General features: G+C 46.1%; 21 protein-coding genes. 5 read left to right on the top strand and 16 right to left on the bottom strand.

Features of this window, described 5'->3' with window-relative positions:
* Position 1: 1 nt before the first annotated feature.
* The 5 genes from choW to betI form a co-directional block, all read right to left on the bottom strand.
* On the bottom strand, positions 2-850 hold the full coding sequence (choW, locus tag R3289_RS06095; protein ID WP_318924601.1) for a choline ABC transporter permease subunit: 849 nt from the start codon (positions 848-850) through the stop codon (positions 2-4).
* 116 nt (positions 851-966) lie between these two features.
* Complete coding sequence (locus R3289_RS06100; protein ID WP_318924782.1) at positions 967-1,884, bottom strand: choline ABC transporter substrate-binding protein; 918 nt, start codon at positions 1,882-1,884, stop codon at positions 967-969.
* A gap of 172 nt (positions 1,885-2,056) precedes the next feature.
* Positions 2,057-3,751: a choline dehydrogenase gene (gene betA, locus R3289_RS06105; RefSeq protein ID WP_318924602.1), complete on the bottom strand. Its 1,695-nt coding sequence runs from the start codon at positions 3,749-3,751 to the stop codon at positions 2,057-2,059.
* A 37-nt stretch (positions 3,752-3,788) separates the two neighbouring features.
* A complete protein-coding gene (betB, locus tag R3289_RS06110; protein WP_318924603.1) occupies positions 3,789-5,249 on the bottom strand; it encodes a betaine-aldehyde dehydrogenase in 1,461 nt (486 codons plus the stop codon).
* 41 nt (positions 5,250-5,290) lie between these two features.
* Positions 5,291-5,884, bottom strand: coding sequence for a transcriptional regulator BetI (gene betI / locus R3289_RS06115; protein ID WP_318924605.1), 594 nt, complete (start codon positions 5,882-5,884; stop codon positions 5,291-5,293).
* A 765-nt stretch (positions 5,885-6,649) separates the two neighbouring features.
* Here betI and asnS point away from each other — a divergent pair.
* Positions 6,650-8,050, top strand: a complete 1,401-nt coding sequence (gene asnS / locus R3289_RS06120) for an asparagine--tRNA ligase (RefSeq protein WP_318924606.1) — start codon at positions 6,650-6,652, stop codon at positions 8,048-8,050.
* An 87-nt stretch (positions 8,051-8,137) separates the two neighbouring features.
* Here the strand turns inward: asnS and R3289_RS06125 are convergent, their stop codons facing one another.
* Positions 8,138-8,611 carry a DUF1456 family protein gene (locus R3289_RS06125; RefSeq protein WP_318924607.1) on the bottom strand — a complete coding sequence of 158 codons (474 nt, stop codon included), beginning with the start codon at positions 8,609-8,611 and terminating at the stop codon, positions 8,138-8,140.
* A gap of 238 nt (positions 8,612-8,849) precedes the next feature.
* Between R3289_RS06125 and R3289_RS06130 the strand changes: the two genes are divergently transcribed.
* On the top strand, positions 8,850-10,730 hold the full coding sequence (locus tag R3289_RS06130) for a DUF294 nucleotidyltransferase-like domain-containing protein (RefSeq protein ID WP_318924608.1): 1,881 nt from the start codon (positions 8,850-8,852) through the stop codon (positions 10,728-10,730).
* Positions 10,731-10,747: 17 nt separating this feature from the next.
* On the top strand, positions 10,748-11,482 hold the full coding sequence (locus tag R3289_RS06135; protein ID WP_318924609.1) for a 3'-5' exonuclease: 735 nt from the start codon (positions 10,748-10,750) through the stop codon (positions 11,480-11,482).
* A 105-nt stretch (positions 11,483-11,587) separates the two neighbouring features.
* On the opposite strand, the gene R3289_RS06140 is transcribed toward R3289_RS06135, so the two are convergent.
* A complete protein-coding gene (locus R3289_RS06140) occupies positions 11,588-13,159 on the bottom strand; it encodes a BCCT family transporter (RefSeq protein ID WP_318924610.1) in 1,572 nt (523 codons plus the stop codon).
* Positions 13,160-13,551: 392 nt separating this feature from the next.
* Here R3289_RS06140 and R3289_RS06145 point away from each other — a divergent pair, with 392 nt between their 5' ends.
* Positions 13,552-14,745 carry an amino acid aminotransferase gene (locus R3289_RS06145; protein ID WP_318924611.1) on the top strand — a complete coding sequence of 398 codons (1,194 nt, stop codon included), beginning with the start codon at positions 13,552-13,554 and terminating at the stop codon, positions 14,743-14,745.
* A gap of 113 nt (positions 14,746-14,858) precedes the next feature.
* Here R3289_RS06145 and R3289_RS06150 read toward each other — a convergent pair whose 3' ends face one another.
* Positions 14,859-15,164 (bottom strand): hypothetical protein, encoded by a 306-nt coding sequence (locus R3289_RS06150; protein WP_318924612.1) that lies wholly within the window; start codon positions 15,162-15,164, stop codon positions 14,859-14,861.
* Between the two features lie 242 nt (positions 15,165-15,406).
* Entirely contained in the window at positions 15,407-15,814 is a 408-nt protein-coding gene (locus R3289_RS06155) for a MarR family transcriptional regulator (protein ID WP_318924613.1), read from the bottom strand.
* Between the two features lie 392 nt (positions 15,815-16,206).
* On the opposite strand from R3289_RS06155, the gene R3289_RS06160 reads away from it, so the two are divergent.
* Positions 16,207-16,872, top strand: coding sequence for a DUF2982 domain-containing protein (locus R3289_RS06160; protein ID WP_318924614.1), 666 nt, complete (start codon positions 16,207-16,209; stop codon positions 16,870-16,872).
* On the opposite strand, the gene R3289_RS06165 is transcribed toward R3289_RS06160, so the two are convergent.
* The 7 genes from R3289_RS06165 to R3289_RS06195 all read right to left on the bottom strand — a co-directional run bounded on the left by R3289_RS06165 (position 16,851) and on the right by R3289_RS06195 (position 25,582).
* Positions 16,851-18,212: an MFS transporter gene (locus tag R3289_RS06165; RefSeq protein ID WP_318924615.1), complete on the bottom strand. Its 1,362-nt coding sequence runs from the start codon at positions 18,210-18,212 to the stop codon at positions 16,851-16,853. The two genes, R3289_RS06160 and R3289_RS06165, sit on opposite strands and share 22 nt — an antisense overlap.
* A 54-nt stretch (positions 18,213-18,266) precedes the next feature.
* A complete protein-coding gene (gene uhpB / locus R3289_RS06170) occupies positions 18,267-19,778 on the bottom strand; it encodes a signal transduction histidine-protein kinase/phosphatase UhpB (RefSeq protein ID WP_318924616.1) in 1,512 nt (503 codons plus the stop codon).
* On the bottom strand, positions 19,778-20,386 hold the full coding sequence (gene uhpA / locus R3289_RS06175) for a transcriptional regulator UhpA (protein WP_318924617.1): 609 nt from the start codon (positions 20,384-20,386) through the stop codon (positions 19,778-19,780). The genes uhpB and uhpA overlap by 1 nt, the downstream gene beginning before the upstream one ends.
* A 211-nt stretch (positions 20,387-20,597) precedes the next feature.
* Positions 20,598-21,995 (bottom strand): hexose-6-phosphate:phosphate antiporter, encoded by a 1,398-nt coding sequence (gene uhpT / locus R3289_RS06180; protein ID WP_318924618.1) that lies wholly within the window; start codon positions 21,993-21,995, stop codon positions 20,598-20,600.
* A 450-nt stretch (positions 21,996-22,445) separates the two neighbouring features.
* Positions 22,446-23,099 (bottom strand): MBL fold metallo-hydrolase, encoded by a 654-nt coding sequence (locus tag R3289_RS06185; protein WP_318924619.1) that lies wholly within the window; start codon positions 23,097-23,099, stop codon positions 22,446-22,448.
* 77 nt (positions 23,100-23,176) lie between these two features.
* A complete protein-coding gene (locus R3289_RS06190; RefSeq protein ID WP_413466683.1) occupies positions 23,177-23,716 on the bottom strand; it encodes a DUF882 domain-containing protein in 540 nt (179 codons plus the stop codon).
* 144 nt (positions 23,717-23,860) lie between these two features.
* On the bottom strand, positions 23,861-25,582 hold the full coding sequence (locus R3289_RS06195; protein WP_318924621.1) for a L,D-transpeptidase family protein: 1,722 nt from the start codon (positions 25,580-25,582) through the stop codon (positions 23,861-23,863).
* Positions 25,583-26,148: the final 566 nt, after the last annotated feature.

Raw genomic sequence — 26,148 nt, forward strand, 5'->3', positions numbered from 1 at the left:
GTTATCCCTCCCTGCTCTGACTTGCTGGCGTTTTACATATCCGATCCAAAATTATGGCAACTAAAACGATAGCAAGCCCGGCTTCAAACCCCTGAGCAATGTTCACTGTGTTTAGCGCACGGACCACGGGTTTCCCCAAACCATCAGCACCTACCAGCGCAGAAATCACCACCATAGACAACGACAACATAATGCACTGCGTTATCCCTGCCATAATGCTTGGCATTGCCGCCGGAAGCTCAACTTTGAACAACAGCTTCAATCGGCTGGCACCAAAGGCTTTACCCGCTTCAAGCAGTTCTTCCGGTACTCGGCTAATGCCTAGATAGGTCAGGCGGATCGGAGCAGCAATGGCAAAAATAATGGTAGAGATAAGGCCAGGAACAACGCCTAAACCAAACAACACTAAGGTTGGAATAAGATAAACAAATGTCGGTATTGTCTGCATCAAATCAAGTATCGGTCGCATTATGGTGTATAACCAGGGCTTATGTGCTGCGGCAATCCCTATAGGCACACCGACTAATACCGAAAACATTGTTGCACTTAATACCAGTACAAAAGTCTCTAGCATCTCTTCCCAGTAACCAAGGTTCATGATCAGCAGCAATGCTGCAACAATAAAGATGACTAATGAGAGGCTTCGGTGAAGGAACCATGCCAAAAGAGCCGCCATGACGATAGGAACGGCAGGTGGAAACCATTTGAAGAGATCGACCAATAACATGATCATTGATTCCAGGGTGTATGAAAGCGAGTCAAAAAACCCTGCGGCATTATCGGTAAGCCAATCCACAAAGATTGCCATCCACTTGCCTAATGGGATCTTATGCTCTGTAATAAAGTCCACTGTTACTCCTTAATGGTCCATATTGTTTTTTATTTTAGGTCGTTCGGTACGTACCTATAAACGCCAACTCACTGCCACGCATTGTGATAGCAGCAACGTTGGCATTGGGCTGTGTCTTAAATATTCAGATAAGTCTTCACGGCTTCAGCTGCATTGCTGCCATCACGTGCCGTTACTTTGTCGAGCCATTTTTCTAATACCTGCGGGTTGGCTTTTAGCCATGCTTTCGCTGCAGCATCTGGCTTGTGATTGTCATTTAAAATGTTGCCCATCAATTGGTTTTCCATTTCCAGGCTAAAGTTGAGGTTTTGCAATAACTGGCCAACATTCGAGCACGTTTCCAGATAGTCCTGTCGAACATTGGTATAAACACTCGCCCCGCCATAATTCGGGCCAAAGAAGTCATCGCCACCTTCCAGGTATGCCATGTCAAAGTTGCTGTTCATTGGGTGAGGTGCCCAGCCTAAAAAGGCGATCCACTGATCGCGGTCAACCGCCCGTTTTACTTGCGACATCATGCCGGCTTCACTGGACTCGACCAGACGGAAGCTTTTCAGCTCAAAGGCATTCTTATCAATCATGTCCTGGATCAGGCGATTACCGTCGTTTCCCGGCTCAATACCGTAAATGCGCCCACGAAATTCATCTTTGTATTTTTCTAGATCGGCAAAACTACGTACACCTGCATCGTAAACGTATTTGGGTACCGCGAGGGTGTACTTCGCCCCTTCTAAGTTGGCGCGCACGGTTTCGACCGAACCATCTTGGTGATATTTATCAATGTCCGCTTCCATGGTTGGCATCCAGTTACCGAGGAACACATCAATATCTTTGTTTGCCATCGAAGAATAAGTGACAGGCACAGACAGCAGCTGCGTTGATGTTTCATAACCCAGTCCTTTGAGTACCTCACTGGTAACCGCGGTTGTCGCGGTAATATCTGTCCAACCTACGTCAGAGAAACGTACCGTGTCGCATTGATCGGCAAAAGCCGTTGATGCAGAAAGACTGAATAGTAAAGCTGTACTACCCATAATTGCGTGTTTGATGGTTGTATTCGTCTTCATGACTTTTCCTTTTATCCTTATTTTTTTAAATGCTGAGGCAGCTTGATGCAACGACCGGTTTTTAGGTTGTCGTAAGCCGCAGGAAACGTAAAAACGTCCTCAACAAAGTATTGTCGCTAGCTAATTAGTTTCTGCGTTGTCAGGGAAACGCTGAACGCTGTGCTACACCGTTACGTTGCTCGGTTTCCCATTGCGGTGCGATCCACGTCGGCACGTTTGATGGTGCGAGTGGTGTATTGCCCAAAATGGCATCAGCGATTTTTTCTGCCACCATGATGGTTGGGGCATTAAGGTTGCCATTGGGAATGGTCGGGAAGACAGAAGAGTCGATCACTCGTAAAGAGTCGATGCCTCTGACCTGGCAATCTTGGTTAAGCACTGCCATTGGATCGTTATCTGACCCCATTTTACAGGTACAAGACGGGTGGTAGGCGCTTTCGACATTTTGACGAACCCAGGCATCAATCGCTTCGTCACTGGCAATATCTGCGCCGGGTTGAATTTCCTCGCCACGATAATCATCCATGGCTGGCTGAGCTAATATTTCACGGGTCAGGCGAATGCAATCACGCCAGTCTTGTTTATCTTGCTCGGTGCTGATGTAGTTGAATTCAATGTTTGGCTTTTGATGCGAATCTGCAGATGTTACCCAAATACGACCTCGGCTTTGCGGTTTATTCGGACCGACATGTACCTGGAAGCCATGGCCATCAAAGGCGGCTTGTCCATCATAGCGCATGGCAGCAGGCAAAAAGTGATATTGAATATTGGGCCACTTCAACCCTGCGCGAGAACGGATAAAAGCGCATGACTCAAAGTGGTTGGTTGCCCCCAAGCCGTCTTTTCGCAATATCCAGCGCGTACCAATCAAGCCTTTGCTCACAAGCCCTAGCTTACTGTTCAGGGTAATCGGCTGGTGGCAGGCATATTGGAAATAGATCTCGAGATGATCCTGCAGGTTCTCACCAACACCCGGTAAGTCATGTTCAACGGTAATTCCTGCTTGTTCCAATACCGCTTTAGGGCCAATGCCCGATAGCTGAAGGAGCTGCGGAGAACCAACAGAGCCGGCAGATAACAGCACTTCGGTATTGGCGTAAACAGACTGAACTTTACCGTCTATTTCTATTTCAACACCTATTGCCTGTTTGTTTTTGATCAGTACCTTGCGGGTTACAACACCTTTTTTCACCGTCAGGTTGCTGCGCTTCATGGCACGTCGCAGGTAGGCATTTGAGGTCGAGGCACGGACGCCTTTATCAACCGTCATATGCATTGGACCAAAACCTTCCTGCTGATAACCATTATAGTCATCCGTTTTCGGATAGCCTGCTTGTTGTCCGGCATCGATAAATGCCTCATACAGCGGGTTAAGTTCCATATCGTTACCATTGCAGGTGGCAACAGGGCCGCTGCCTCCGCGGTAGATATCTGCTCCGCGGATCCATGATTCAGCCCGGCGGAAATACGGCAGGCATTCCTGATAGCTCCAGCCCGCAGCCCCCTGCTCTACCCATTGGTCAAAGTCACAGGCATGGCCACGCACATATACCATACCGTTGATCGAAGAGCTTCCACCCAGTACACGTCCTCGCGGACAATGTAAACGGCGGCTATCGAGGTCGGCCTCGGGTTGTGTTTCAAACTGCCATGCATACTTTTCACTGTTCATTGGGTATGACAATGCCGTTGGCATCTGAATAAAGATGCTTCGGTCACTGCCCCCAGCTTCAAGCAGCAGAATATGGTGTTCACCCGAAGCGCTTAAACGGTCGGCCAGCACACAGCCAGCGGATCCCGCGCCGACAATAATGTAATCATAAGTTGTCTTCATTGGATTTCCCTGTTGCTTCTACAAATAAGATTACGGATTAATCGTAAGGACACTCAAGATCACCCAACTCAATCAGCACGCTCTTGTTCTGGGTGTAATGGTTAAGCGTTTCGATTCCATTCTCACGGCCGACTCCAGACTGTTTGTAGCCTCCCACCGGCATTTGAACTGGTGAGCCTCCCCAGGTGTTTACCCAGCAAATTCCCGCTTCCATTTGCGCAATCACGCGATGAGCGCGAGACAGGCTTTGGGTAAACAGCCCTGCCGCAAGTCCGTACTGCGTTGCATTTGCTCGCTTGATCACGTCGTCTTCGTCGGTAAAACGCAGAATCGACATTACCGGGCCAAAAATCTCTTCCTGAACTTGAGGCATATCATCGGTACAATCGGCAAAGATGGTGGGCTGAACAAAGTATCCCTTGTCGAGTCCGTTGCCAGTTTCACGCTCACCACCGCAGATAAGACGCGCACCGGACTCTTTGCCCGCTTGAATAAAGCCGAGCACTTTTTCCAGATGGTCACCAGAAATAAGCGCACCGATTTGGGTCGACATATCGGTCGGATCACCGATAACCAACCTGTTGGTTCGGTATGCTAACTGTTCAATGAAATCATCGTAAATTGCACCATGTACAAACACACGTGTACCATTGGTGCAGACTTCGCCTTGGGTGTAAAAATTAGCCAGCATGGCTGCGGAAACGGCGTTATCCAGCTTGGCATCATCAAAAACAATCAATGGTGACTTCCCGCCAAGCTCCATCGTAATATCTTTGAGCGTACCGGCAGCATCCGCCATCACTTTCTTACCCGTACCAGACTCACCAGTGAAAGAGACCTTGGCAATGTCAGGATGGCGAGACAGCATTTGGCCGACACGATAATCGCCTTGCACAACATTGAAGACTCCATCGGGAACACCGGCCTCAGTAAAGATCTCTGCCAGCTTCAATACCGACAACGGTGTTTCTTCCGATGGCTTAAACACCATGGCATTGCCAGCCGCCAATGCGGGGGCCGATTTCCACATGGCGATCTGAATTGGGTAGTTCCACGCCCCGATCCCGGCGCAAACGCCTAACGCTTCACGACGGGTATAGAAAAACTGACCGCAGCCCAAGTCTTGTTGCTGTCCTTGAATCGCAGCAGCAAGCCCCGCGTAGTACTCAATAACATCCGCGCCGGTAACAATATCCACCTCGATTGCTTCCTGGATCGGTTTCCCCGTATCTTTGACTTCCAACTCAGCAAGCTCATCGTTACGTTCTCGAAGAATGGCCACCGCCCGCATCAAGATACGGCCGCGTTCAATGCCACTCATTGCTGACCACACTTTGAAACCTGCTTGCGCCGAGGCAATAGCGCGATCAACATCTTGGGCTGATGCCTGACCGATTTCAGCCAGTTGCTCACCCGTTGCAGGGTTAGAGGTCGTAAAGCTTTCTCCTGATGAAGCATCAGTTGCTTGACCGTGGACGTAAAGGGACTTCATTTTCATTAAAATGCCTTAATAATTATTTTTTATTATGGGGTTACACGTCAGTTCGAGTAAGGGGCGAGCTGCTTTTCCAGATAGTCGGATATGATCTGCTGTGCTTTTTCAGGGCAAATTCCTTTAGGATTCAGCGCACCTCTTAGCCAGATCCCATCAATTAGTGCCGCAATTCCTTGCGCGACAAAGAGGGCGTGTTCCGCGGGTAAAACTTGTTTGAGTTCATATCGAAGGTGTGACAACAGCCTGCGTTCGTTAACTCGTTGAAGTCGATGCAAAGCACCGTCGTGCATTGACTGTGCCCAGAATGCCAACCATGTCTTCGTTACCTTGCTTTCGACTTGATAGCCATCGAAATTAGCGGCGACAATTGCCTCAATCCTTGCCGTAACATCGTTACTGTCAACAGCACGAAGATGCTCGATTGATGTGGTCGATAACTGACGTAATACCGTACGCATGGTTTCTTCCAACAAACCATGCTTACCGCCAAAATAGTGATTAATGATCCCTGGGGATACACCGGCCTTCCGGCTGATCAACGCCACACTGGCACACGATAATCCGACCTCATCAATCACAGCCATTGTCGCCTCAACAAGCTGCGGGCGACGTATTTCTGGCATTCCTACTTTTGGCATAACTGTCACTCAACTTTTTTAATTGAACGTTTAATTAAAAATAAAATTACACGATATCAAAATTAAGTCAAAAGAAATGTTTCGTGTAGTAAACAATTATATCAAGTAAAAGCGAGCCAATAATAACTTAAATTACTGAAATAAAAGACCTAAAATTAATTGCGTAAATTTATAACTCAAACCTGATGTTTTGTGTAGAAATGAAATGTCTGTGGCTTTGTGCTGCAGTGTCGATGTTGATTTCCGCCATAATGAACATTCATTTCGGCTCAATAGGGAATAGTTCGAATAACTATCAATAAATAAAAGACAAACAATAAATAAATGACAAAATGCATGGTGATACGGTGTGCTGCGGGCACTGCGGAGAGAGGTTGCATCTGAGAAAGAAAAACAGTCCATACAGCTCAAAAAAGCACGACTAACATATTGGCGAAGTAATGCCAGACACCGCTAAGATCAGCCAACCTCAATACTCATTATATTGCATATAAAGCGCTGAGTTCCTACCATAAACATCAGGACATAATTACCGATCATGCTTACGATCCAATATCATATATACTGCAATCGAGAGAGATTAGTGCAAATCTTGAGCAGTTAACCGAGCTACAAGAGCAATTACTTCATCTATTTACCCTTTCAAGTGATAACAAAGCTTGATGCTAGACGTAAGACAGGTAATATTGCTCCTTCGGAATGAATCTTAAAGCACAATATATCTTTAATGACAAAGTAAGTGCCTTAACGGAGAGTAATTTAAACATGACTTACGCGCCTGTAACAGACGTATTAAGCGGAAAGCTAGCAGTAGACACTGAAGTCACTGTTCGTGGCTGGATCCGCTCACGTCGTGATTCCAAAGCTGGGATCTCTTTTCTTGCCATTTATGACGGCTCTTGTTTCGACCCGATTCAGGCCGTGGTCCCGAATGAGTTAAATAATTACCAGGACGAAGTACTTAAACTGACGACTGGTTGCTCTGTTGAAGTTACAGGCAAGATTGTTGAATCTCCGGCTAAAGGCCAGGATTTCGAACTAGCGGCAACTGACGTTAAAGTGGTTGGATTAGTTGAAGACCCTGACACGTACCCAATGGCGAAAACTCGTCACTCAATTGAATACCTTCGTGAGGTTGCGCACCTGCGTCCGCGTACTAACGTGATCGGGGCTGTTGCGCGTGTTCGTAACTGTCTGTCTCAGGCCATTCACCGCTTCTACCACGAGCAAGGATACTTCTGGATGTCAGCGCCACTTATCACAGCATCTGACTGTGAAGGTGCTGGCGAGATGTTCCGCGTATCGACTCTGGATCTGGCTAACGTTCCGATGACTGACGCTGGTGACGTTGATTTTGATAAAGACTTCTTCGGTAAAGAAACCTTCCTGACGGTATCTGGCCAGTTGAACGCTGAAGCTTACGCTTGTGCACTAAGCAAAGTGTATACCTTTGGCCCGACGTTCCGCGCCGAAAACTCAAACACCAGCCGCCACCTTGCGGAGTTCTGGATGGTTGAGCCCGAAGTGGCGTTTGCTGATCTCGATGACGCAGCCAAACTGGCTGAAGACATGCTGAAGTATGTCTTCAAAGCCGTGCTTGAAGAGCGCCGTGATGATCTTGAGTTCTTCGCACAACGCATCAACAAAGAAGCAATCACTCGCCTTGAGCAATTCGTCGACTCTGACTTTGCGCAAGTTGACTACACTGATGCAATTGAAATCCTAAAAGCCTCTGGCCGTAATTTTGAGTTCGACGTTGAGTGGGGCATCGATATGTCTTCTGAGCACGAGCGTTATCTTGCAGAAGAGCATTTCAAAGCACCTGTTGTTGTTAAAAACTACCCGAAAGATATCAAAGCGTTCTACATGCGTATGAACGACGATGGTAAGACGGTTGCAGCGATGGATGTTCTAGCACCAGGTATCGGTGAAATCATCGGAGGCTCTCAGCGTGAAGAGCGTTTAGATCTACTCGACAAGCGTATTGAAGAGATGGGTATCGACCCTACTCACCTAGATTGGTACCGTGACCTACGTCGTTACGGCACAGTTCCTCACTCAGGCTTCGGTCTAGGTTTCGAGCGTCTGGTCACTTATGTAACCGGCATGGCAAACATCCGTGATGTGATCCCATTCCCGCGTGCACCACGCTCTGCGAACTTCTAATTAACGCTTTCTCTATAAGCTGAAGTTTCAAACAAACTAAAAAGGCTACCTTCGGGTAGCCTTTTGTTTATTTGTAATTCCTGCGCTTTATTCTGCAGCAGATTCAGGGCGTATATCCAGCTGAATACCTTGTAAGAAATTACGCAGAATTTGATCTTTACACTCACGGTAATGCTTGTTTTCAGGTTTACGGAAGAACGAGCTAAGCTCGTGCTTACTCAGGCTAAAGTTCGCAAGCTTCAAGATATCAATAATATCTTCCGCTTTCAGGTTTAACGCAATACGCAATTTCATGAAAACCATATTGTTGGTTAAGCGCTTTTCGGGCTCAGCTTGCGGGCCTTCTTTCTTGCCACGCTTAACATTGATCAAACCATTTAAGAAGATCGCTAATTCTATGTCTCTGCACTTTTTAAAGGCATCGTCTTCTTCTTTCTTTAACCAATCGCTGACCTGCTCGCGCGTTACCTCATGATCGGCGGCGCCGAAGATTTCAATCATGGTTGCATCATTAAAATCAAAGGTATAGCGGATACGGCGCAAGATATCGTTATTGGTCACAAATATGTCCTAGTTCAATTGCAGTTGTGTCACAACGACTCACTGCCAAGTTAGCCCGCTATTTTAACAGATTTCGCCGCATTCTATGCCCCTACCCGGCATTTATTTATCAACCCAGCTTAAATAACGGCCCTGACTAGATACTAATCAATTCTCGTAAAACTCTGCATCTCGAGTTAGTTTGGGTATAATGACTTTATATTTTTGAACGAATAACTTCATAATAACGGATAGTGCAATGGAAGCAGAACAGCTCGAAATACTTAACTTTATCAGCCAGTTTCCTCCTTTCGACAAGTTGCCTGAAGAAACGTTACAGCAAGTAGCATTACAAGTCGAAGTTGCATATTACCGTGCGGATTCCATCATTTTTAATTTGGGTGATGAGATCCATGATCTTTTCTTAATTCGCAGTGGCGTGGTTGAGATTTATCGACGTAAAGGTGAGCTTTACAACCGTATCGATGAGGGGGACATTTTTGGCCAAATGGGGCTGCTAATGAACAATCGCGTACGTATGCCAGCCAAGGCTTTGGAAGATACCCTTGTTTACTGTATTCCCGAGGAAACCTTCCATAACCTTTATGAAGAATTTGAAAGCTTTGCCGACTTTGTCGACGTTGAAGATAACGCACGACTGCGTCATGCCGTTTCATCTCATACCGATGCTAATGATCTCACTACTTCTAAGGTTCGTACATTACTGACTCGAGATGCGGTAATTATCCCAAAAACTGAAACTATTCAGTTCGCGGCGCAAACAATGGCTGAAGAAGGGATCTCTGCACTACTACTGAGTGATCCGGACTCTTCTGACGACGAGGACGGTAAAGATGACATGATAGGCATCATCACAGATCGCGATCTCTGCACCCGCGTTCTGGCAGCAGGTATGGATCTCTCATCCCCGGTATCTGAAGTCATGTCGACTGAACTCATTACGCTTGATTACAATGCTTATGTTTTTGAAGCAATGCTAACCATGCTGCGCTGTAACGTGCATCACCTGCCGGTAATGCGCAACAAACACCCGATAGGTATCATTGGCCTAACGGATATTGTCCGGTACGAGTCACAAAATAGTCTCTTGTTGGTCAGTACTATTTTTCAGCAACAAAGTGTCGACGAATTACAGATATTATCAGAGCAAGTAAAAGATTGCTTCGTCCGTATGGTAAACGAAGATGCCAACGCCCATATGGTTGGCAGTGCAATGGCCGTGATCGGTCGAAGTTTTAAACAAAGGCTGCTGGAGCTTGCTGAAGAAGAACTCGGTCCACCGCCGATCCCCTACTGTTTTCTTGCTCTTGGATCGATGGCTCGAGATGAACAACTCATCGTTACAGACCAAGATAATGCGCTGATCCTCGACAATGCTTATGATGAACTTCATCATGGGGCGTATTTTTCCAAACTAGCCACTTTTGTCTGTGATGGTCTTGCTGCTTGCGGTTACAGTTACTGTGAAGGTGAAGTGATGGCTACTAATCCTGAATGGCGAAAAACGCGCCATGATTGGGAGGTCTGCTTTGCCGACTGGATTGACAACCCAAAACCGCAGGCACTGCTCAATAGTTCTATCTTTTTTGACCTCGATGGTGTCTGGGGCCGGGTTAAATGGGCTGAACAATTGAATTCCTTTATCCGCCGTAGAGCCCAGCGAAACAATCGTTTTCTCGCTTGTTTGGCTCGTAACGCCTTAAATCGCACACCACCGCTTGGCTTCTTTAAAGACTTCGTCATGGAGAAAGATGGCCGACATAATAATTCAATTAACCTTAAACGACGCGGTACCGCGCCATTGGCCGATTTGATCCGGGTTCATGCTCTTGCTGTTCGTTCCCGCTCTCAAAATTCTTTTGAACGCCTGGATGATGTGATTGAATCAAGCATTCTGCCAGCAGGAAAAGGGCAAGATCTTCGTGATGCCATGGAATTCATATCCATGGTTCGCATTCGACATCAAGCGCTGGATATTGAAGCCGGTACAGAACCAGATAACAGCATTGAACCTGAAAACATGTCCGATTTTGAGCGTCGAAACTTAAAAGATGCCTTCCAGATCCTCAGTAATGCACAAAACTTCCTCAAGTTCCGTTACCAAGGCAATAGACGCTAACCACCATTAGGGTATTTATGTTCAACCAGCCAACAAAACGTTTGTTAAACAATACAGCAACCCCTGACTGGCCAAGTTTTTTTGCCAAGATTGCCAGTCAGGCCAAAGACTCTCGCCTCAAGCAATACTACAGCACAGAAATGGTCAGTGGTGATACACCATTACGTAATGTTCCATTTGTCGCATTAGACTTTGAAACGACGGGTCTTGATCCCAGAAAAGATGGCATTGTTAGCATCGGACTCGTGCCATTCACCCTGCAACGTATTCGATGCCGTGAATCGGCTCATTGGGTCATCAATCCGCGCCAACCTCTTGGTGATGAGTCAGTAGTGATCCATGGTATTACCCACTCAGATGTAAACGATGCTCCTGATTTATTACGCATTCTCGAAAAAGTACTGGATGCTTTAGCGGGTAAAATAATTGTGGTGCACTACCAGCGTATCGAGCGGGAATTTATGGACCGGGCATTAAAGAAACGGCTCAATGAAGGGATTCAATTTCCTGTTGTCGACACGATGGCGATCGAATCTGCGATACAGTCTCGCCAATATGGGGGTTTTTGGAAACGCCTGCAAGGGAAAAGACCGAACTCTGTACGGCTGGGTAAAGCCAGACAACGTTATGGATTACCCGCCTATCAACCCCACCATGCCTTAACCGATGCATTAGCAACCGCAGAGCTGTTACAAGCTCAAATTGCCTATCACTTTGATCCGGACACACCATTATCAGAGATTTGGCAATAGCGCCTGATTATCATAGTACGCACAAAATTAGCGCATAAAAAAACGCCGCTGCCACTTGTTTAGAGTGCAACGGCGTTGTGTTTTATTCTCTACGCACTTCGCTTATTAACGAAAACGCTCAGTACGGAAGCCTAATACCAAGCTCACGCACATTAATAGCAGAATAAAGGTAAACGGTAATGCTGTTGAAATTGCACCAGCCTGAAGTGCTTCAATAGCCTCGGTACCACCAACCCACAACAATACACCAGCAATGGCACCTTCAACCGTGGCCCAAAATACCCGTTGTGGCAGTGGCGAATCAATCTTACCGCCAGAGGTAATATTATCGATAACCAGTGAACCTGAGTCAGATGATGTAATGAAAAAGACCATCACCAAAATAATCGCAGTCACCGACAGCAATGAGCTAAATGGAAGCGCATCAAACATCTGGAACATCGCCAGAGGCACTTCTGTTATACCATTTTCACCTAAACTACCGACGCCATTTATCACCTGATCAATCGCCTGACCACCAAATGTAGACATCCAAAGAACGGTTACCATGGTCGGAACAATCAATACCGCAGTCATAAACTCGCGAACGGTACGGCCTTTTGATATACGAGCGATGAACATACCAACAAATGGTGACCATGAAATCCACCATGCCCAGTAGAAAACAGTCCAGCCATGAAACCACGTTTGATCTTCTCGGCCATGGGGATTACTCAGTGCAACAAAGTTATCAAGATAAGCACTTATCGTCGTTGGAATTGACCCCATTGATATGGCAAATCCCACCAAAATGACAAATACCAACAGTGCAACAGCAACCAGCATATTGATATTACTTAACAGTTTTACACCGCCATCGATACCGCGAGCTACCGAGATAACAGCCAACAGAGTCACCACGACGATAACGCCGATTTGCATGCCTATCCCGCTCTCGATCCCAAACACATGTTCAATACCACTTGCCGCCTGCTGAGCGCCTAAGCCTAATGACGTCGCCAGACCAAATAAGGTCGCGATGACAGAAAAAATATCAATAATATGCCCAGGCCATCCCCATACGCGATCACCAAGAATCGGATAAAAGATCGAACGAATTGAAAGTGGCAGACCTTTATTGTAAGTAAAGAAAGCTAAAGATAGTGCTACAACCCCATAAATTGCCCAAGGGTGGAAGCCCCAGTGATACATGGTTGCACCAAGTGCCAGCTTAGCGGCTTCAGGAGTGTTGGCTTCTACACCTAAAGGCGTTCCATACCAGCCGGTATAATATGCGACAGGTTCTGCGACGCTCCAAAACATCAAACCGATACCCATACCGGCGGCAAAAAGCATCGATAGCCATGACATGCGTGAATAATCTGTTTCTGCCTCTGCACCACCAATACGGATTTTCCCGTACGGTGACACAATCAAAGCGAAGCAGAAAACGACAAAAATATTACCTGACCATAAAAACAGTGCGTCAAAATTATTAATGATGCTATTTTTCACTCCGTCAAGAACAGCTTTTGCTGTTGCGGCATCACTAACCAAAGCGGCAATCAAAAACAACGCAATTAGAGCAACACTTATTCCGAAAACAGGATTATGTACATCAAAACCCCACTTCTGGATATTATCCTGCCCAACAGTGTAATCCGTATTTTCTATACTGTACTTATCGTGTGTACTCATTATCGAATCCCATCTTGACACTCAAGTTGCCAAGATTATTTAGCTCTATAAATAAATTGCATTTGAGAGATCAAATCATTTATGTGCTTTAGGTGTCAAGTTTAATCGGAAAATATGAGTCAAATAACGTTTTTACTCATTATTGCCGACCAAAATCAGAATATTGCCAGCAGAACAAAATCAAATAATATTTCGAACTCTAATTAATCATCTCGTTGCCTGTCTCTATAACCACACCAATTATCGTCATGGCATCGCCATTCAGAACAATGGGGTAGCAACAAATAAGTAATTTCTCGAGTGAAATTGTTCCATTGTCTTGTCAACCTTCTATCGCAAAGGGTATAAATAGGGCTCTTGACCGAATCATTTATCAGCATGGATGACCACTAATGTTTGAAAAAATCACTGCAGCACCTGCCGACCCTATTCTTGGCTTAACGGATGAGTTTAAAAATGATACCCGCCCAGAGAAAATTAACCTTGGCGTTGGGATCTATAAAGATGAGTCCGGTAATACACCTGTACTTGCCTCGGTAAAAAAAGCCGAAGCCATTTTACTGAAAAAAGAGACCACCAAGTCTTACCTTAGTATTCCCGGTACAGCTGAATATGGCCTGGCAGTACAACAGCTATTATTTGGTGCTGACGCTTCTATTATTTCAGACAAGCGAGCACAGACTGCTCAGGCTCCTGGTGGCACTGGTGCCTTGCGTGTTGCGGCAGAATTCATTAAGCGTCAGCTTGGCGATGTGAAAGTGTGGATCAGCAATCCGACCTGGGCCAACCACATGGGTGTATTTGGCGCGGCGGGCTTAGAAACAGCTCAGTATGGCTATTACAATGCTGAAACGAAAGACATGGATTTCGACGCCATGCTGACCGATCTGGCTAGCGCACAAGCCGGCGATATTGTTCTGCTTCACGGCTGCTGCCACAACCCGACAGGTATCGATCCAGATGCTGCTCAGTGGGAACAACTTGCACAGCTATGTGTAGAAAAGCAACTGCTTCCTATGTTCGACTTCGCTTATCAGGGCTTTGCTAAAGGGGTTGAAGAAGACGCGCAAGGTTTGCGTATCTTCGCCGCACGATGTAAAGAGCTGCTGGTTGCAAGTTCGTTCTCGAAAAACTTCGGCCTTTACAATGAACGTGTTGGTGCTTTTACCCTGGTCGCCGAAAATGCAGCTCTGGCAGTCACCGCCTTTAGTCAGGTCAAGAGTATTGCCCGTGTTATCTACTCTAATCCACCTGCTCACGGGGCTGCGATTGTTACTGAAATTCTTAACGATGCCGAACTGCGTGCTGAATGGGTACAGGAAGTCGCTGATATGCGTGACCGCATTCAGGAAATGCGCACCCTGTTCGTACAGACGCTTAAAGATCTTGGTATTAATGCCGACTTTAGCTTCATTGAACGTCAGAACGGTATGTTCTCGTTCTCAGGCCTGAATAAAGCCCAGGTTAACCGTCTGAAAGAAGAGTTTGCCATTTACATTGTAGGCTCCGGCCGCATCAGTGTGGCGGGGATGACTAAGAACAACATGCTACCACTCTGTAAAGGCATTGCCGCAGTTCTTAGCTAAGGCTAAACCGGCCAGTTTTATCTAATAAAATCAACCAAAAAGGGCGCAAAAAAGTGTCCTTTTTTATTGCCAAAAAATCAAAATCTTCATCATCATTATGTTACTTCTGGATATTAACCGGATTTATCCAGAGGTAACACATTACAAAAAAGCTCCCTTTCATACTGGTGCTCCAATTGTTCACGCCAGGGTTTATTAGAGAGCGGAATGAGATAGAAGTTTTCGCGGGACGTATCCGTGACAAATGCCATGCCATGCTGCATCAGTTCGTAATGGATATCGTGAACAAACCCCAGAGAAAAACTCTGTCTGCCGGTTAGCTGATTGATATCTTGGCGCGTCAAACAGACCCCTTGATTATCTTCAGCAAAGCGATTACGAAGCCAGCCAGAAAATTCTCTAGCACTTATCATTGTCATAAATAATCACCTCCGAGTGTCTCGACCCTGAAAAAAATCACTTCTTCATAAATAAGTTATAGCAGAGGCAGACAAAACCGTCAGGTTCTAAGGATTGGTGACACATCGGGAAACAACCAATAGGCACTTTAATCACAAGTTAATGGTCGTTTTATAAAGGCTATAAATAATTTGGGGAACGGTTACAGAGATAAGCGGGGAGACACCTGCTCCTCAATACTAAGGAGCAGGTCTAGCAGTCATTAAGCAGCTTTATAAAGCACTTTGTTTCCTGCTAATTGGATGCGTTCAACCAGACCTTCTTCAGTCAGTTTTTTTAGCGCTCCTGTTGCCCATGAAGCTGCTTTCGCATCTTCCTGACCAGCCTGAAGGCCGATACCTTTAGGGTTTAGGCCATCTTGGTTTTTAACCACGATATCCAGCACTTGTTGCTGTTTCGGAGTCAAAGCCACTTGAACTGCAGCAGGTGCCGCCACTTCAACTGGCTTTTGCTCTTCAACAGACTTTGCCGCTGGAGCAGCTTTTACCGTTTCTGCAGTTGGTGCTTTTTTCACAGCGTCTTTCTTCGCTGCTGGTTTTGCTACTGCTACAGATGCCTGTACTCGCTTTTGTAGCTTAAGCTGAACTTTACGTTTGTGAGAGATTCTCATTAAATTTCCTACTCCGTTGCACTACTTTCAGTCACCACTGTACCAGCGGGAAAAAGTAAGCGCGTGTTATACCAAGGATGTCAGGGAAATGCCAGCAAACGGCTATTTAACCAACAATAAAATATGATCTCACTCAAAAACAAGCGATAAGATCTCGATTTTCACAAAAAACAAACGCGATATGAGGTGAATTTGAGCAACTTTGTAGCATTAGATTTTGGATAAAAAAACACCAGAAAATACAACTAGTGCAGGCTACGGGAGTAACTTGGCTGATCATTCACAGTATAAAACATACATCATAGTCATTTTGATGCGCACGCCCTGTAAATCTGATACTCAGCCATACTTATGACATGCCAGTAGAAACCGGACAAACAGAAGGGGGCTCTTTGGAAACGCTATTTATCAGGCCGCCACTCCCTAAACCCAGCGCTTATTTATTGATCTTCAGCTTTGTTGCCTTTATTGCCATTGGAGTGGGCGTCTTCTTGTATCCGGAGATCAGCGGGGCTGCTATCGCTATTTTGCTGATTGCTGCTCTGACTTTGCTCATCATCGCGATAAAGCAATCAAACGAACCCGATCTTTCATTTACTCTGACTTTCATGCATATTCAATTTCATAGCTCGGCTGGCGGCTGGCTGGCCAGATGGCGAAACATCACGGAGATAGGCCCGGTCTCGCTATCTTACGAGGGCTGGCACCGTCCACTGCCTTGGGTAGGGATCAAGTTAAAAGACTACGACGAGTTTTTGGCCACCATCTGCCCGCGTATTGCCAGCAAATTATTGCTGGAGCAGCGCGGGTTACTGATACTTGCCTATAAACGGGCGGATGTACCATCTCATGATATTGAAGACATGTTGTTTGATGACACGCATTACGTGGCACATGACGGTAAGGTTCTCAAAGGACTATTGGCTATGCTCGCAAACAGAATGCACTACAACCGGGAGTTGCTGGGATTTGATTTTTTCATCTCAGAAGATTTACTCGACAGGCCTGTCGATGATTTCATTGGTCTGCTCCGCCGCTACCTCGCGCAATCAAGGTAGTCTCTGTCACCAATGTCATCTTCATCAACGGCAGGCGCCTGCGCTTTTAAGAAAGGTAGCAGAAGTAAACCAACCACCGCCGCCGCACAAGAGATCACGGTAAAAAAACCGGTCCAGTGATACTGCTCCATCACCAGCGCCAGCGGATAACCCGCCAATGCCGCGCCCATGTACGCAAAAAGACCGACAAAACCGGTCGCGGCTCCTGCTGAGTCTTTATGGGAGCACTCTGCGGCTGCCATGCCGATCAGCATCTGTGGACCAAAGACAAAGAATCCGATAGCAAAGAAACAGCCCGCCTGGAGCACAAAACCGGTCATAGGCATCAACCATAATGCGGCGACCGCCAAAAAAATTCCAATGGCAAAAATCAGGTTCATGGGCCCACGGTTCCCGCCAAACACTTTATCCGACCCCCAGCCAGCAACCAGCGAACCGATAAACCCGCCGACTTCAAACAGTGATAAAGCCGTATTGGCGGTGATCAGGCTGTAGCCATGCTGTTCGGTCAGGTAGAGGTTGCCCCAATCATTAATTGCCGTACGCACGATGTAAACCAGCACGTAGCTAAAGGCTAGCAACCAGATGTATTTATTGGTCAGTACGTACTTTTTCAATATCTCGGAGTGGCTTAAGCCTACGCCTTCATTTTCATGGGCCAGCTCCAATACATCCTGCCGCCAGTGCCCTACCGTCGGTAATCCCAGCGTGATGGGTTTATCGCGCAGTCGCCAGCATAAGAACAGCCCGACAACCACCGCCATTATTCCCGGTATAATTAAGCCGTAACGCCAGCTGTAATGCAATGTCAGGAAACCCACCAGCAAGGGGATCAAGGCGCCACCGACATTATGGGCGGTATTCCAAAATGCCCACCGGAATCCGCGTTCTGATCGGGAATACCAGGTTGTCAGCAACTTAGAGCAAGGCGGCCAGCCCCAGCCCTGAAACCAGGCATTTAGCATCCACAACGCGGTAAACATCATCATCGAACTGGAGAAGCCGAACAGAATATTGACCACGCCAGTCGCAATCAACCCGAGCCCCATGAAGTAACGGGGATTCGAACGGTCAGAGATGATCCCTGACAGAAACTTAGAGCAGCCATACGTAATGTAAAACAACGTCCCCATGATCCCGATATCCGATTTATCCAGCCCCAGATCGGCAATCAAGGCTGGCATCACATAGTTAAAGCTTTTACGGGTGAAGTAGAACAGTGCATAACCAATATACATAGTAAACATGATATGGAAACGCCAATGATGATAGAGATCATCCACCTGGTCAGGATCTGTCACTGCGGGAGCGTGTTGTTCAGATTTAAAAAAAACGATCATAACTTTATATCTACAACTAATAAAATGTGCAAAGCATCGTTAATGCAAACCAAGCTAAAGGACCGGCAATACAACTTGCAACTCAGTTCCTCGTCCATCTCCATTCTGACAACTGATCAAAGTGAACTGGCCACCTAGAGCCTGTACCCGTTCTCGCATACCGCGCAAACCAAATCCGCGGGTTGTCTCTTCCGGTTGAAAGCCGATACCATTATCTTTCACCACCAGAAATGCATCTTTCCGGAATGACAAAGTAATACTGACTTCCGTCGCTGCTGCATACTTCACCACATTATTCAGTGCTTCCTGGCAGATCCGATATAACGTCACACTCATTGCATCGCTTAACGCAGCATCGCTTTCATTGAGTTCATCACAGGTTATCGAGGTACGAATACCGCTCGCTTCGCATTCCATCTCTCGTACTAACTGGTATATCGCCTCTTCAAGCCCTAAATCATCGAGAGTTTTAGGACGTAACTGAGTCAGTAAACCTTTAGTCGTGTCATAAATATTCAGAGACAGGTGCTCGATAGTCGAAGCGCAATTTTCGCCTATCGGCGTATTTTCAACCCGCTTCAGGATACTGGCCTGAGTTCTGATCGCCGTAATGTTCTGCCCTATTTCGTCATGCAGCTCACGGGCAATATCGCGTCGAACTGACTCTTCCGCCTTCACCAATTGACGTGACAAGCTATGGTTTCTCGCCAGCTCATACCTGAGTTTCTGATTGAGTTCACGCTGGCGCTGAATCCCCAACCCCAACAAGATACCGGTCATACTTTGTGCCGACAGTGATAACAGCAGATCGGTAATTTCCATATTACTGACACCGCTTCGTGCGGCGATTAACGCCACACTATTTAATAACGTACCAAGTAACGCTCCCTGCCAGCCATAGCGAAATGCCAGCAGAATAATGGGGATCGCTAAGCAGAACGGTGCAAAGCGTCGCATCTCATCAGGTAATCCCACCTGAAGAGCAATACTGAGTGCGAACAGGATGACGTAAAACACCACATGCCGACTACGCAGCTCGACAGGCTTTGATACCAGATTGACCGTGAGTGGGATCCAGGCATTCTGGAACAAATAGCTCCAGATGAGGTAACAACTGGGCACCAACATCAGGCCCCCGGTAATACTCACCAGTAATACCATCCAGGGGGAGTGGCTAACGACACCGATAGCCAGAGTATTCACCAGTGCGGTCAGTGCTATCACCGCCCCCATCACACACAGTCGTCGCCACTGAGAACCGTAATAATATTTTTGTGCTAACCACAAAATGGGCACGCTAACGATGCTGGCAATGATCGCCGAGAACCACTGCGATTGTTCGAGCAACACCGCCAGCGACACCATGAGCCACCATTCGGCGCAATACACCGCGGTCCAGTAGGCTTTTGGGGTATGCAGCGTTGTGCCAAGCCGCAGGGCAAAGGGAAAGAGTAAAATAGCCAGCTCAGGGTCTAAGGTAAAATAGTAGGACAGGACCCACAGACAAAACCAGCAGCAGGAGATCAGTAACCAGCCACACAGTGAGGTAATGAGGTAACTGCGCATTAAAGCGCCTCACTCTCAAAACATTTCGCCAGCGCTACGTTATTTTTCACTCCTAACTTATCCATCGCATTGGCACGATGAACATGAATGGTTTTATGGCTTAATCCTAAACGAACGGCAACGGCTTTGACATCCAGCCCCAATGCCAGCATCTCGCCGATCTCGCGCTCTCGTTTTGTCAACTGCCCAAGAAGCTTACGCCCCCGATCCGGTGCTGCCAGCTTCATTGCGATATCAGGGGTAAGGTAGCAACCACCAGCGGCTGCCGTGCGTACGGCCTGCACCAACTCCTCAGGACTGCAACGTTTGGTTAAATAACCGCGTGCACCAGATTCCAGGGCTTTTTCAACGATTGCCACAGAATCATGGACACTGAGCATGATACACGCTATCCCTTTAGGCAAATCAGCCAATAAGGAGAGTCCGCTCTCATCCGGCATGGATATATCGAGGATACAAACATTCGCATTCGATCCTGGTAAGCCTTTGCGAGCTTCATCGGCCGAACCAAATTGACCCACCACCTCAACATCAAGCTCCAGTGATAACAGCTGAGCAAAACCCGAACGAACAATGAAGTGATCATCAACTAACGCAACTTTGATCATCTAGAAATACCCAGTCATAGCGAAAAGAGGCATAAACTACATCCATCCTTCAGTGCAAGCAAGATAGAAAAATGAGATACCATAATTATTAAAATTATGCTTAGTTTATCATCATGGTTCTATTGCCATAAAAATTTGAAATTGCCGTTGGCACAAACAAAATAGCCACCTCAAGGTGGCTATTTTCATCGACTATCAACCAAGACAATAGTTATGCTGCTGTGGTCGCTGTTTTAAGCAGACGTTTTTCATGGCGGATCTTTTTCTCTTCGGCAATAGCAACGAAAAGCAATAGCCCGATACAAATAGCGGCTGAAGTATCCAGTGCCGCAAATGTCCCTTTCCAACCAGTCAGGCCAAAGATAGGCGTACCGTCAGCAATCATCCCTAAACCTAGTTTGGCAAAACTATCACCAATCAGGTAAGCAAACGTACCTTTGACACCATCTGCAACACTGATTGCTTTCTTCGGTACAAAACCAACCGCAGCTACACCAATCAGCAGTTGAGGTCCGAACACAAGGAAACCTAGTACAAACAGTGAGCCCAGGTACATGTACTCGCTTGTTGCATGTTGGTAAAACTCTAAGGCAAAAATGATCAGAACAAGCGAGACACAAGCAACTAATGCGCGGCGACCATTAGCAAGGTCAGACAGATAGCCCCACATCAGCGTTCCCACAAGTGCGCCGACTTCGAATAACGTAAAACCAGAAATAGCCGTTTCTTTCGATAGTCCCAGTTCTTGGTAAGCATAAACGGTAGACCACTGGTCGATACCAATCCGTACGATGTACAAAAAGATGTTAGCGAAGCAAAGCAACCAGATTATTTTGTTTTTCAGCACGTATTCCATAAAGATTTCGCGCTTGGTCATTTGATTTTCTTCAGCTTCAAGATCTTCGGCACTGATCTCTTCACCAAAGAGTTCTTCCGCGGTGCCTAAGCCGTAAGCTTCCGGTGAATCATTACCAAAACGCAGGCCGATAAAACCAACAACCAGTGCAATGATGGATGGGAAGATGAACATACCAATAACATGGCCATCAAACAGGTAGTTAGCACCAAATAGTGCAACACCGGCAGCACCCGCACCACCAAAATTGTGGGACATATTCCATAAACCAAGGTACGAACCTCGCTTATTTCGTGGGGTCCACTTGGTGATCGTAGAGTAACTTGAAGGGCCACCCGTACTTTGGAAGAAACCACTCAAGCCGTAGAAAGCAATCATCAGGAACAGACTCACGCCTGAACCACCCATGCTGACACTGAAGCCCAGCATAGCGATACCTGACAGAATTAACATGAATGGAAGAAACTGTTTGGTATTTTTTCCGTCAGCGTAATATGAAACGACTGTTTTACCGATGCCGTAAGTAATAGAGAAACCAAGGCCGATCAAACCCAGTTCTGTCATCGACAAACCATATGTCGAGATCATATCATTTTGAGCAACATTGAAGTTCTTGCGAATCAAATACATTGCCATATAGCCAATAAAAACAACCAAATATGATTGAATAAATGGCTTGAACCACATTTTACGACGTTCTTCTATAGGCAGGTCTAAAGTCGGCTTTCTGACCTGTTCCAAAAGTTTAAACATGTGAAACCCTCAACAGATTTACTCGGAATAAGCCTGCTTACTAAATGCTGCGACTATCGGCACAGCATCCAGTAAGCAGAATCGCTGGGTATCATCAAGAGCCAGAGGAATTGTTATATGTCCAAGCCATGGCAACTAACTGCAAAACATACATCGGGGGTGAGTATTATTTGCTGGTAAGCGGCCAAAGATGATGATTAACCAGATTTGCTGAGGATTCTAAATAGTGGGTAGTTAATTGGCTTGAGAAGGCGGCCTAAAGCCATTAGGAAAAAGTCCTAGTTTCTGGGGGCTGGATAAAAAAGCGTGAAAGTAATCACAATAAAATGATAGGTATCGAGGGACAAGAGACCAGTAACGAGAAAGCATCAATATACCTCTCCTACTTCCCTCAAAATAAATACTGGAAAAAAAGCGCTTCTTCCGAAATGGAAAAGCGCTACTCGAAACTTAATAGATCGGCATCTCATCAGCAACAAACGGGTTTGATGCGCGTTCATGACCGATAGTGGATACCGGCCCGTGGCCAGATACAAAGGTCACATCATTGCCCAGCGGCCATAATTTGTCTTTGATCGAATTAATCAGGGTTTGATAGTCACCCTTAGGAAAATCAGTTCGACCAATCCCCCCTTTGAAGAGTACATCACCGACAAAAGCCACTTTGGCTTCAGTGCTGTGAAAAATGACATGACCGGGCGTATGGCCGGGGGTATGTAGAACCTGCAGTTTTTGGTTGCCGATGGCAATCTCATCACCTTCCGCCAACCACTGATCAGGGTCGAATGCTTCTGTTAGCGGAAAACCAAACATCTCACTTTGACGCGGTAAACCTTGCAGCCAGAAAGCATCATCTTTATGAGGACCAACAACAGGAACACTGAGCTGAGCTGCAAGGGGGGCGGTACCGCCAACATGGTCAAGATGGCCGTGAGTCAAAAGAAGCTGTTTCACATTCAAACCAAGCTGATGAACTTTGTCGGTAAGAAGATGAATATCGCCACCAGGATCGATAATTGCGGCGTCTTTGGTTTCATCACACCAAACGATAGAACAATTTTGTTGGAATGGGGTTACAGGAACAATTTCAAACTGGAGACTCATACGTCCTCTTTTCCTAATCGGGCATAAAAACTAGGGTGAAGGATGCCATGGTTACAACCAAAAGGGAATGACGACCCTTACCAGCGACGTACAGGGCCGGTATCAATGTGAATAAAGTTACTCTTCGGGTAATAGCCCACACCGCCAAGCCGCAATTCAAGTGCCGCCTGTCGGACTTTAGACAGTGGTATGCCTTCTAAGTTGAAGTCAACGGCCTCCCCCTTCATGTGGTAGCTCTTGGTTGCAACGCCACCATTTTTCTGCAGCATTTTATTTGTCGCCGGTGAGCGATAACCCGAAATAATTCGCACCTGACCTTTATGGCCTAAATTTGCCTGAATTTCCGTTATAGCATCAAACAGCCGGCGATCCATTTTAGCCGCTTCATTGCGTCGGAAATCACGACAAATATGATTAATGCGCTGTAACTCAGCGGGGATATAACTTGTACCGTTAAAATATTCCGTTTCTAAATCTTCACGCGTGTGAATATTACAAAGAGAAATTTTACGCGGGTTCGTTGCTTTAAACGGGCTGGCAATCGCCACACCTGGCAACAAGCATGCGCCCAGTGTCAGCCCACCAGCAACTAAAATCTGACGGCGCGTGTAATCAATCTCAGACATCCTAACCAAAACCAAAATCTGACAAGAAGCAAACCATAAAGCCTCTATTATCTAAGCACGATAACGTTCAGAGAATACTCAGTCAAACTGCGAGATCGCAAAAAAATATCACTTAATAACGAAAGCAGCGTCTACTTATTGAGTTATCGATAAATTATTATTTGTGCGGTATGTAAATTTTTCTTCTAATTGCGAACGGCTTCCCACTTTATCATAGCGATATACATCGCCACGGAAGTTCACCATGCCTTGAGTATCGACCCATGCCGTCTGATAAATAACATGAACTCTCACCTGGTTATTTAAACCCACTGTCTTGGTTTCTGTATAGGATATCAGATCGTTTATTTGCTGCTCTGACATACCCGAGTAATTCAACAACGCCATGACCAGATGTTCTGCTTGCTCAACACGTACGCATCCTGAACTGAATGCCCGCTCTTCTTTATTAAACAGGCTCTTTGCTGGCGTATCATGCAGATAGATGGCATATCGGTTCGGCATGTTGAATTTATAAAGCCCGAGAGCGTTCTTTTCACCCGGTTTCTGACGTAAACGGTACGGGAACAGCTTGGCATTCACAATACGCCAGTCTATCGTATTAATAGGTATCTGCTCTGTATTTGTCCAGCTCCGGATAACGTCATAGTCATGGCGATACAGGTATCCCCGGTCACGCTGCGCCAGCGGTAAAATATCTTTGCGCATAATAGAAATAGGGACATTCCAATAGGGATTAAATACCACCGAATCAACCCGTGAATTCAGCAATGGAGTACGCCGGCTGGGCCGTCCGACAATCACTTTACTGTCCAGCACACGCTCATTGTCGAGCCATAGACTCATTTCATAATCGGGAATATTGACTATCAATACCGATGAATACTCGACCGACCATAACCGCACTCTCTGCGAATTCAATGCCAATACGCGGATCCGCTCCTGAGGTGTTAGCGCTAACCAATACCGGGTCTTCGTCCCAATCACCCCATCACTTTTTAAACCATGACGCCGCTGAAAATTTTTCACCCCAGCAGTTAAGTCCCGGTTTAAAGTACCAACATCCCTCGAGCGCAGCTGCTGCGCCTCATACCTGCTGATATCTCCCAGTCCTTCCAAAATAGTAATTAATGCATCAGGTCTCTGTAACCGGTCTCCGGGCCGGATAATACCTTGCTGGTAAAAACCAGGCCAAGGTACCTCATTTAGCACTTCAAGCTCTGTCATTGCCTGGAGGATTTTGGTGTAACTCTGATCAGCAGGCTTTAGCGAAGCAATAAAAAATCGCAGACGGTTATTTTCAACAGCCCGAGACAGACGTGCGATTGCCGTTTTCGATGGTAAAGGTAATCGTAAATCAACCCCGGCGCCAAACAGCCAGTCTCTGCCATACGCGGGTAAATTATCAACATAACTCATGAATGCAAGTAAGGTATCTGTCGCCAAAAGATCATACTGACGCCAATCATCAGACGACTTGTAATACTTGAGCCGGGAATAACGCTGGGAAAAATCTGAGCTGATTGCGGATAAAGCAACAATGCGGAGTTGCTCTTCAAATTCAGTCGCGGCAAGAGAATCATGCCATAGCGGGGTATAACCAATGTTAAAGTAAAGTTTCGCCAACTCATCAATATACTGGATTTCAAACAAATTATCAGAAACGTCCTTCACCCATAGCTTTGCCTGTTGATATTGCAAAGCGATATCAGGTTTCACGGTTGGCTCTGACACTCCCAGCTGCTCTGATAAAACATCCATTGAGGGTGTCGTTAGCAGCGATTGTTTTGCCGATACCTGCGAGCTCATGGCAAATATCAAAACCAGTGCGATACAACATTGCCTTATCATTGCCATGCCAGCCCCCCGAAGAACATCAATTCAAGTATGGCAATTTCACATACCTCTGGCCTTAAATGTAGCTTTCCGTGATCATTTCTACCAATTCTTATCAAGATCTTGCCATCAGGACGAGAGGGATCCCCTCAGGCTCAGAAATGATGGGAAGTCAGCTCTTCTGGATGACTGCCATTAAACCGGAGTTGTAACAAACAAAATCAGACGAACCTGTCCACTCATACCTGATACGAATAATTCCCGGTTTTCCAATAATACCCTTTAGTGTAAAATCATCAGAACTCATAACATTTTAAATTAGCCTATAAAATCAAACCTGTACTGAAAATGATTAACCTATTAACGAACGAGCTGAAAACAGGCAAAAACATCACTAAAGATAACCAAGAAGAGCATAATGTGGTGTCTCATTAAACGCATACGTTAAAGCCCCAAAAAAAGTTAATTAGTACACTAAACTTTTTATGTCAATGTTTGTATGATGGGTAAGTAAAAATGTCGTTTCTATAGCAACAAATACTTTCATGTTCAAGCCGTTTGATGTAACTTCGCGGCAATTGTTTTGG

This window comes from Photobacterium sp. (assembly GCF_033720175.1).
Classification (GTDB): Bacteria; Pseudomonadota; Gammaproteobacteria; order Enterobacterales; family Vibrionaceae; genus Photobacterium.

Excerpts from the sequence above, each read along its gene's own strand:
- R3289_RS06145 (WP_318924611.1), top strand. The coding sequence starts at position 13,552 with ATGTTTGAAAAAATCACTGCAGCACCTGCCGACCCTATTCTTGGCTTA.
- R3289_RS06140 (WP_318924610.1), bottom strand. The coding sequence starts at position 13,159 with ATGAGTACACACGATAAGTACAGTATAGAAAATACGGATTACACTGTT.
- R3289_RS06185 (WP_318924619.1), bottom strand. The coding sequence starts at position 23,099 with ATGAGTCTCCAGTTTGAAATTGTTCCTGTAACCCCATTCCAACAAAAT.
- uhpA (WP_318924617.1), bottom strand. The coding sequence starts at position 20,386 with ATGATCAAAGTTGCGTTAGTTGATGATCACTTCATTGTTCGTTCGGGT.
- R3289_RS06135 (WP_318924609.1), top strand. The coding sequence starts at position 10,748 with ATGTTCAACCAGCCAACAAAACGTTTGTTAAACAATACAGCAACCCCT.
- uhpB (WP_318924616.1), bottom strand. The coding sequence starts at position 19,778 with ATGCGCAGTTACCTCATTACCTCACTGTGTGGCTGGTTACTGATCTCC.
- betB (WP_318924603.1), bottom strand. The coding sequence starts at position 5,249 with ATGAAAATGAAGTCCCTTTACGTCCACGGTCAAGCAACTGATGCTTCA.
- betI (WP_318924605.1), bottom strand. The coding sequence starts at position 5,884 with ATGCCAAAAGTAGGAATGCCAGAAATACGTCGCCCGCAGCTTGTTGAG.
- R3289_RS06165 (WP_318924615.1), bottom strand. The coding sequence starts at position 18,212 with ATGATCGTTTTTTTTAAATCTGAACAACACGCTCCCGCAGTGACAGAT.
- R3289_RS06130 (WP_318924608.1), top strand. The coding sequence starts at position 8,850 with ATGGAAGCAGAACAGCTCGAAATACTTAACTTTATCAGCCAGTTTCCT.
- R3289_RS06100 (WP_318924782.1), bottom strand. The coding sequence starts at position 1,884 with ATGGGTAGTACAGCTTTACTATTCAGTCTTTCTGCATCAACGGCTTTT.
- R3289_RS06150 (WP_318924612.1), bottom strand. The coding sequence starts at position 15,164 with ATGACAATGATAAGTGCTAGAGAATTTTCTGGCTGGCTTCGTAATCGC.
- asnS (WP_318924606.1), top strand. The coding sequence starts at position 6,650 with ATGACTTACGCGCCTGTAACAGACGTATTAAGCGGAAAGCTAGCAGTA.
- R3289_RS06155 (WP_318924613.1), bottom strand. The coding sequence starts at position 15,814 with ATGAGAATCTCTCACAAACGTAAAGTTCAGCTTAAGCTACAAAAGCGA.
- betA (WP_318924602.1), bottom strand. The coding sequence starts at position 3,751 with ATGAAGACAACTTATGATTACATTATTGTCGGCGCGGGATCCGCTGGC.
- R3289_RS06195 (WP_318924621.1), bottom strand. The coding sequence starts at position 25,582 with ATGGCAATGATAAGGCAATGTTGTATCGCACTGGTTTTGATATTTGCC.
- uhpT (WP_318924618.1), bottom strand. The coding sequence starts at position 21,995 with ATGTTTAAACTTTTGGAACAGGTCAGAAAGCCGACTTTAGACCTGCCT.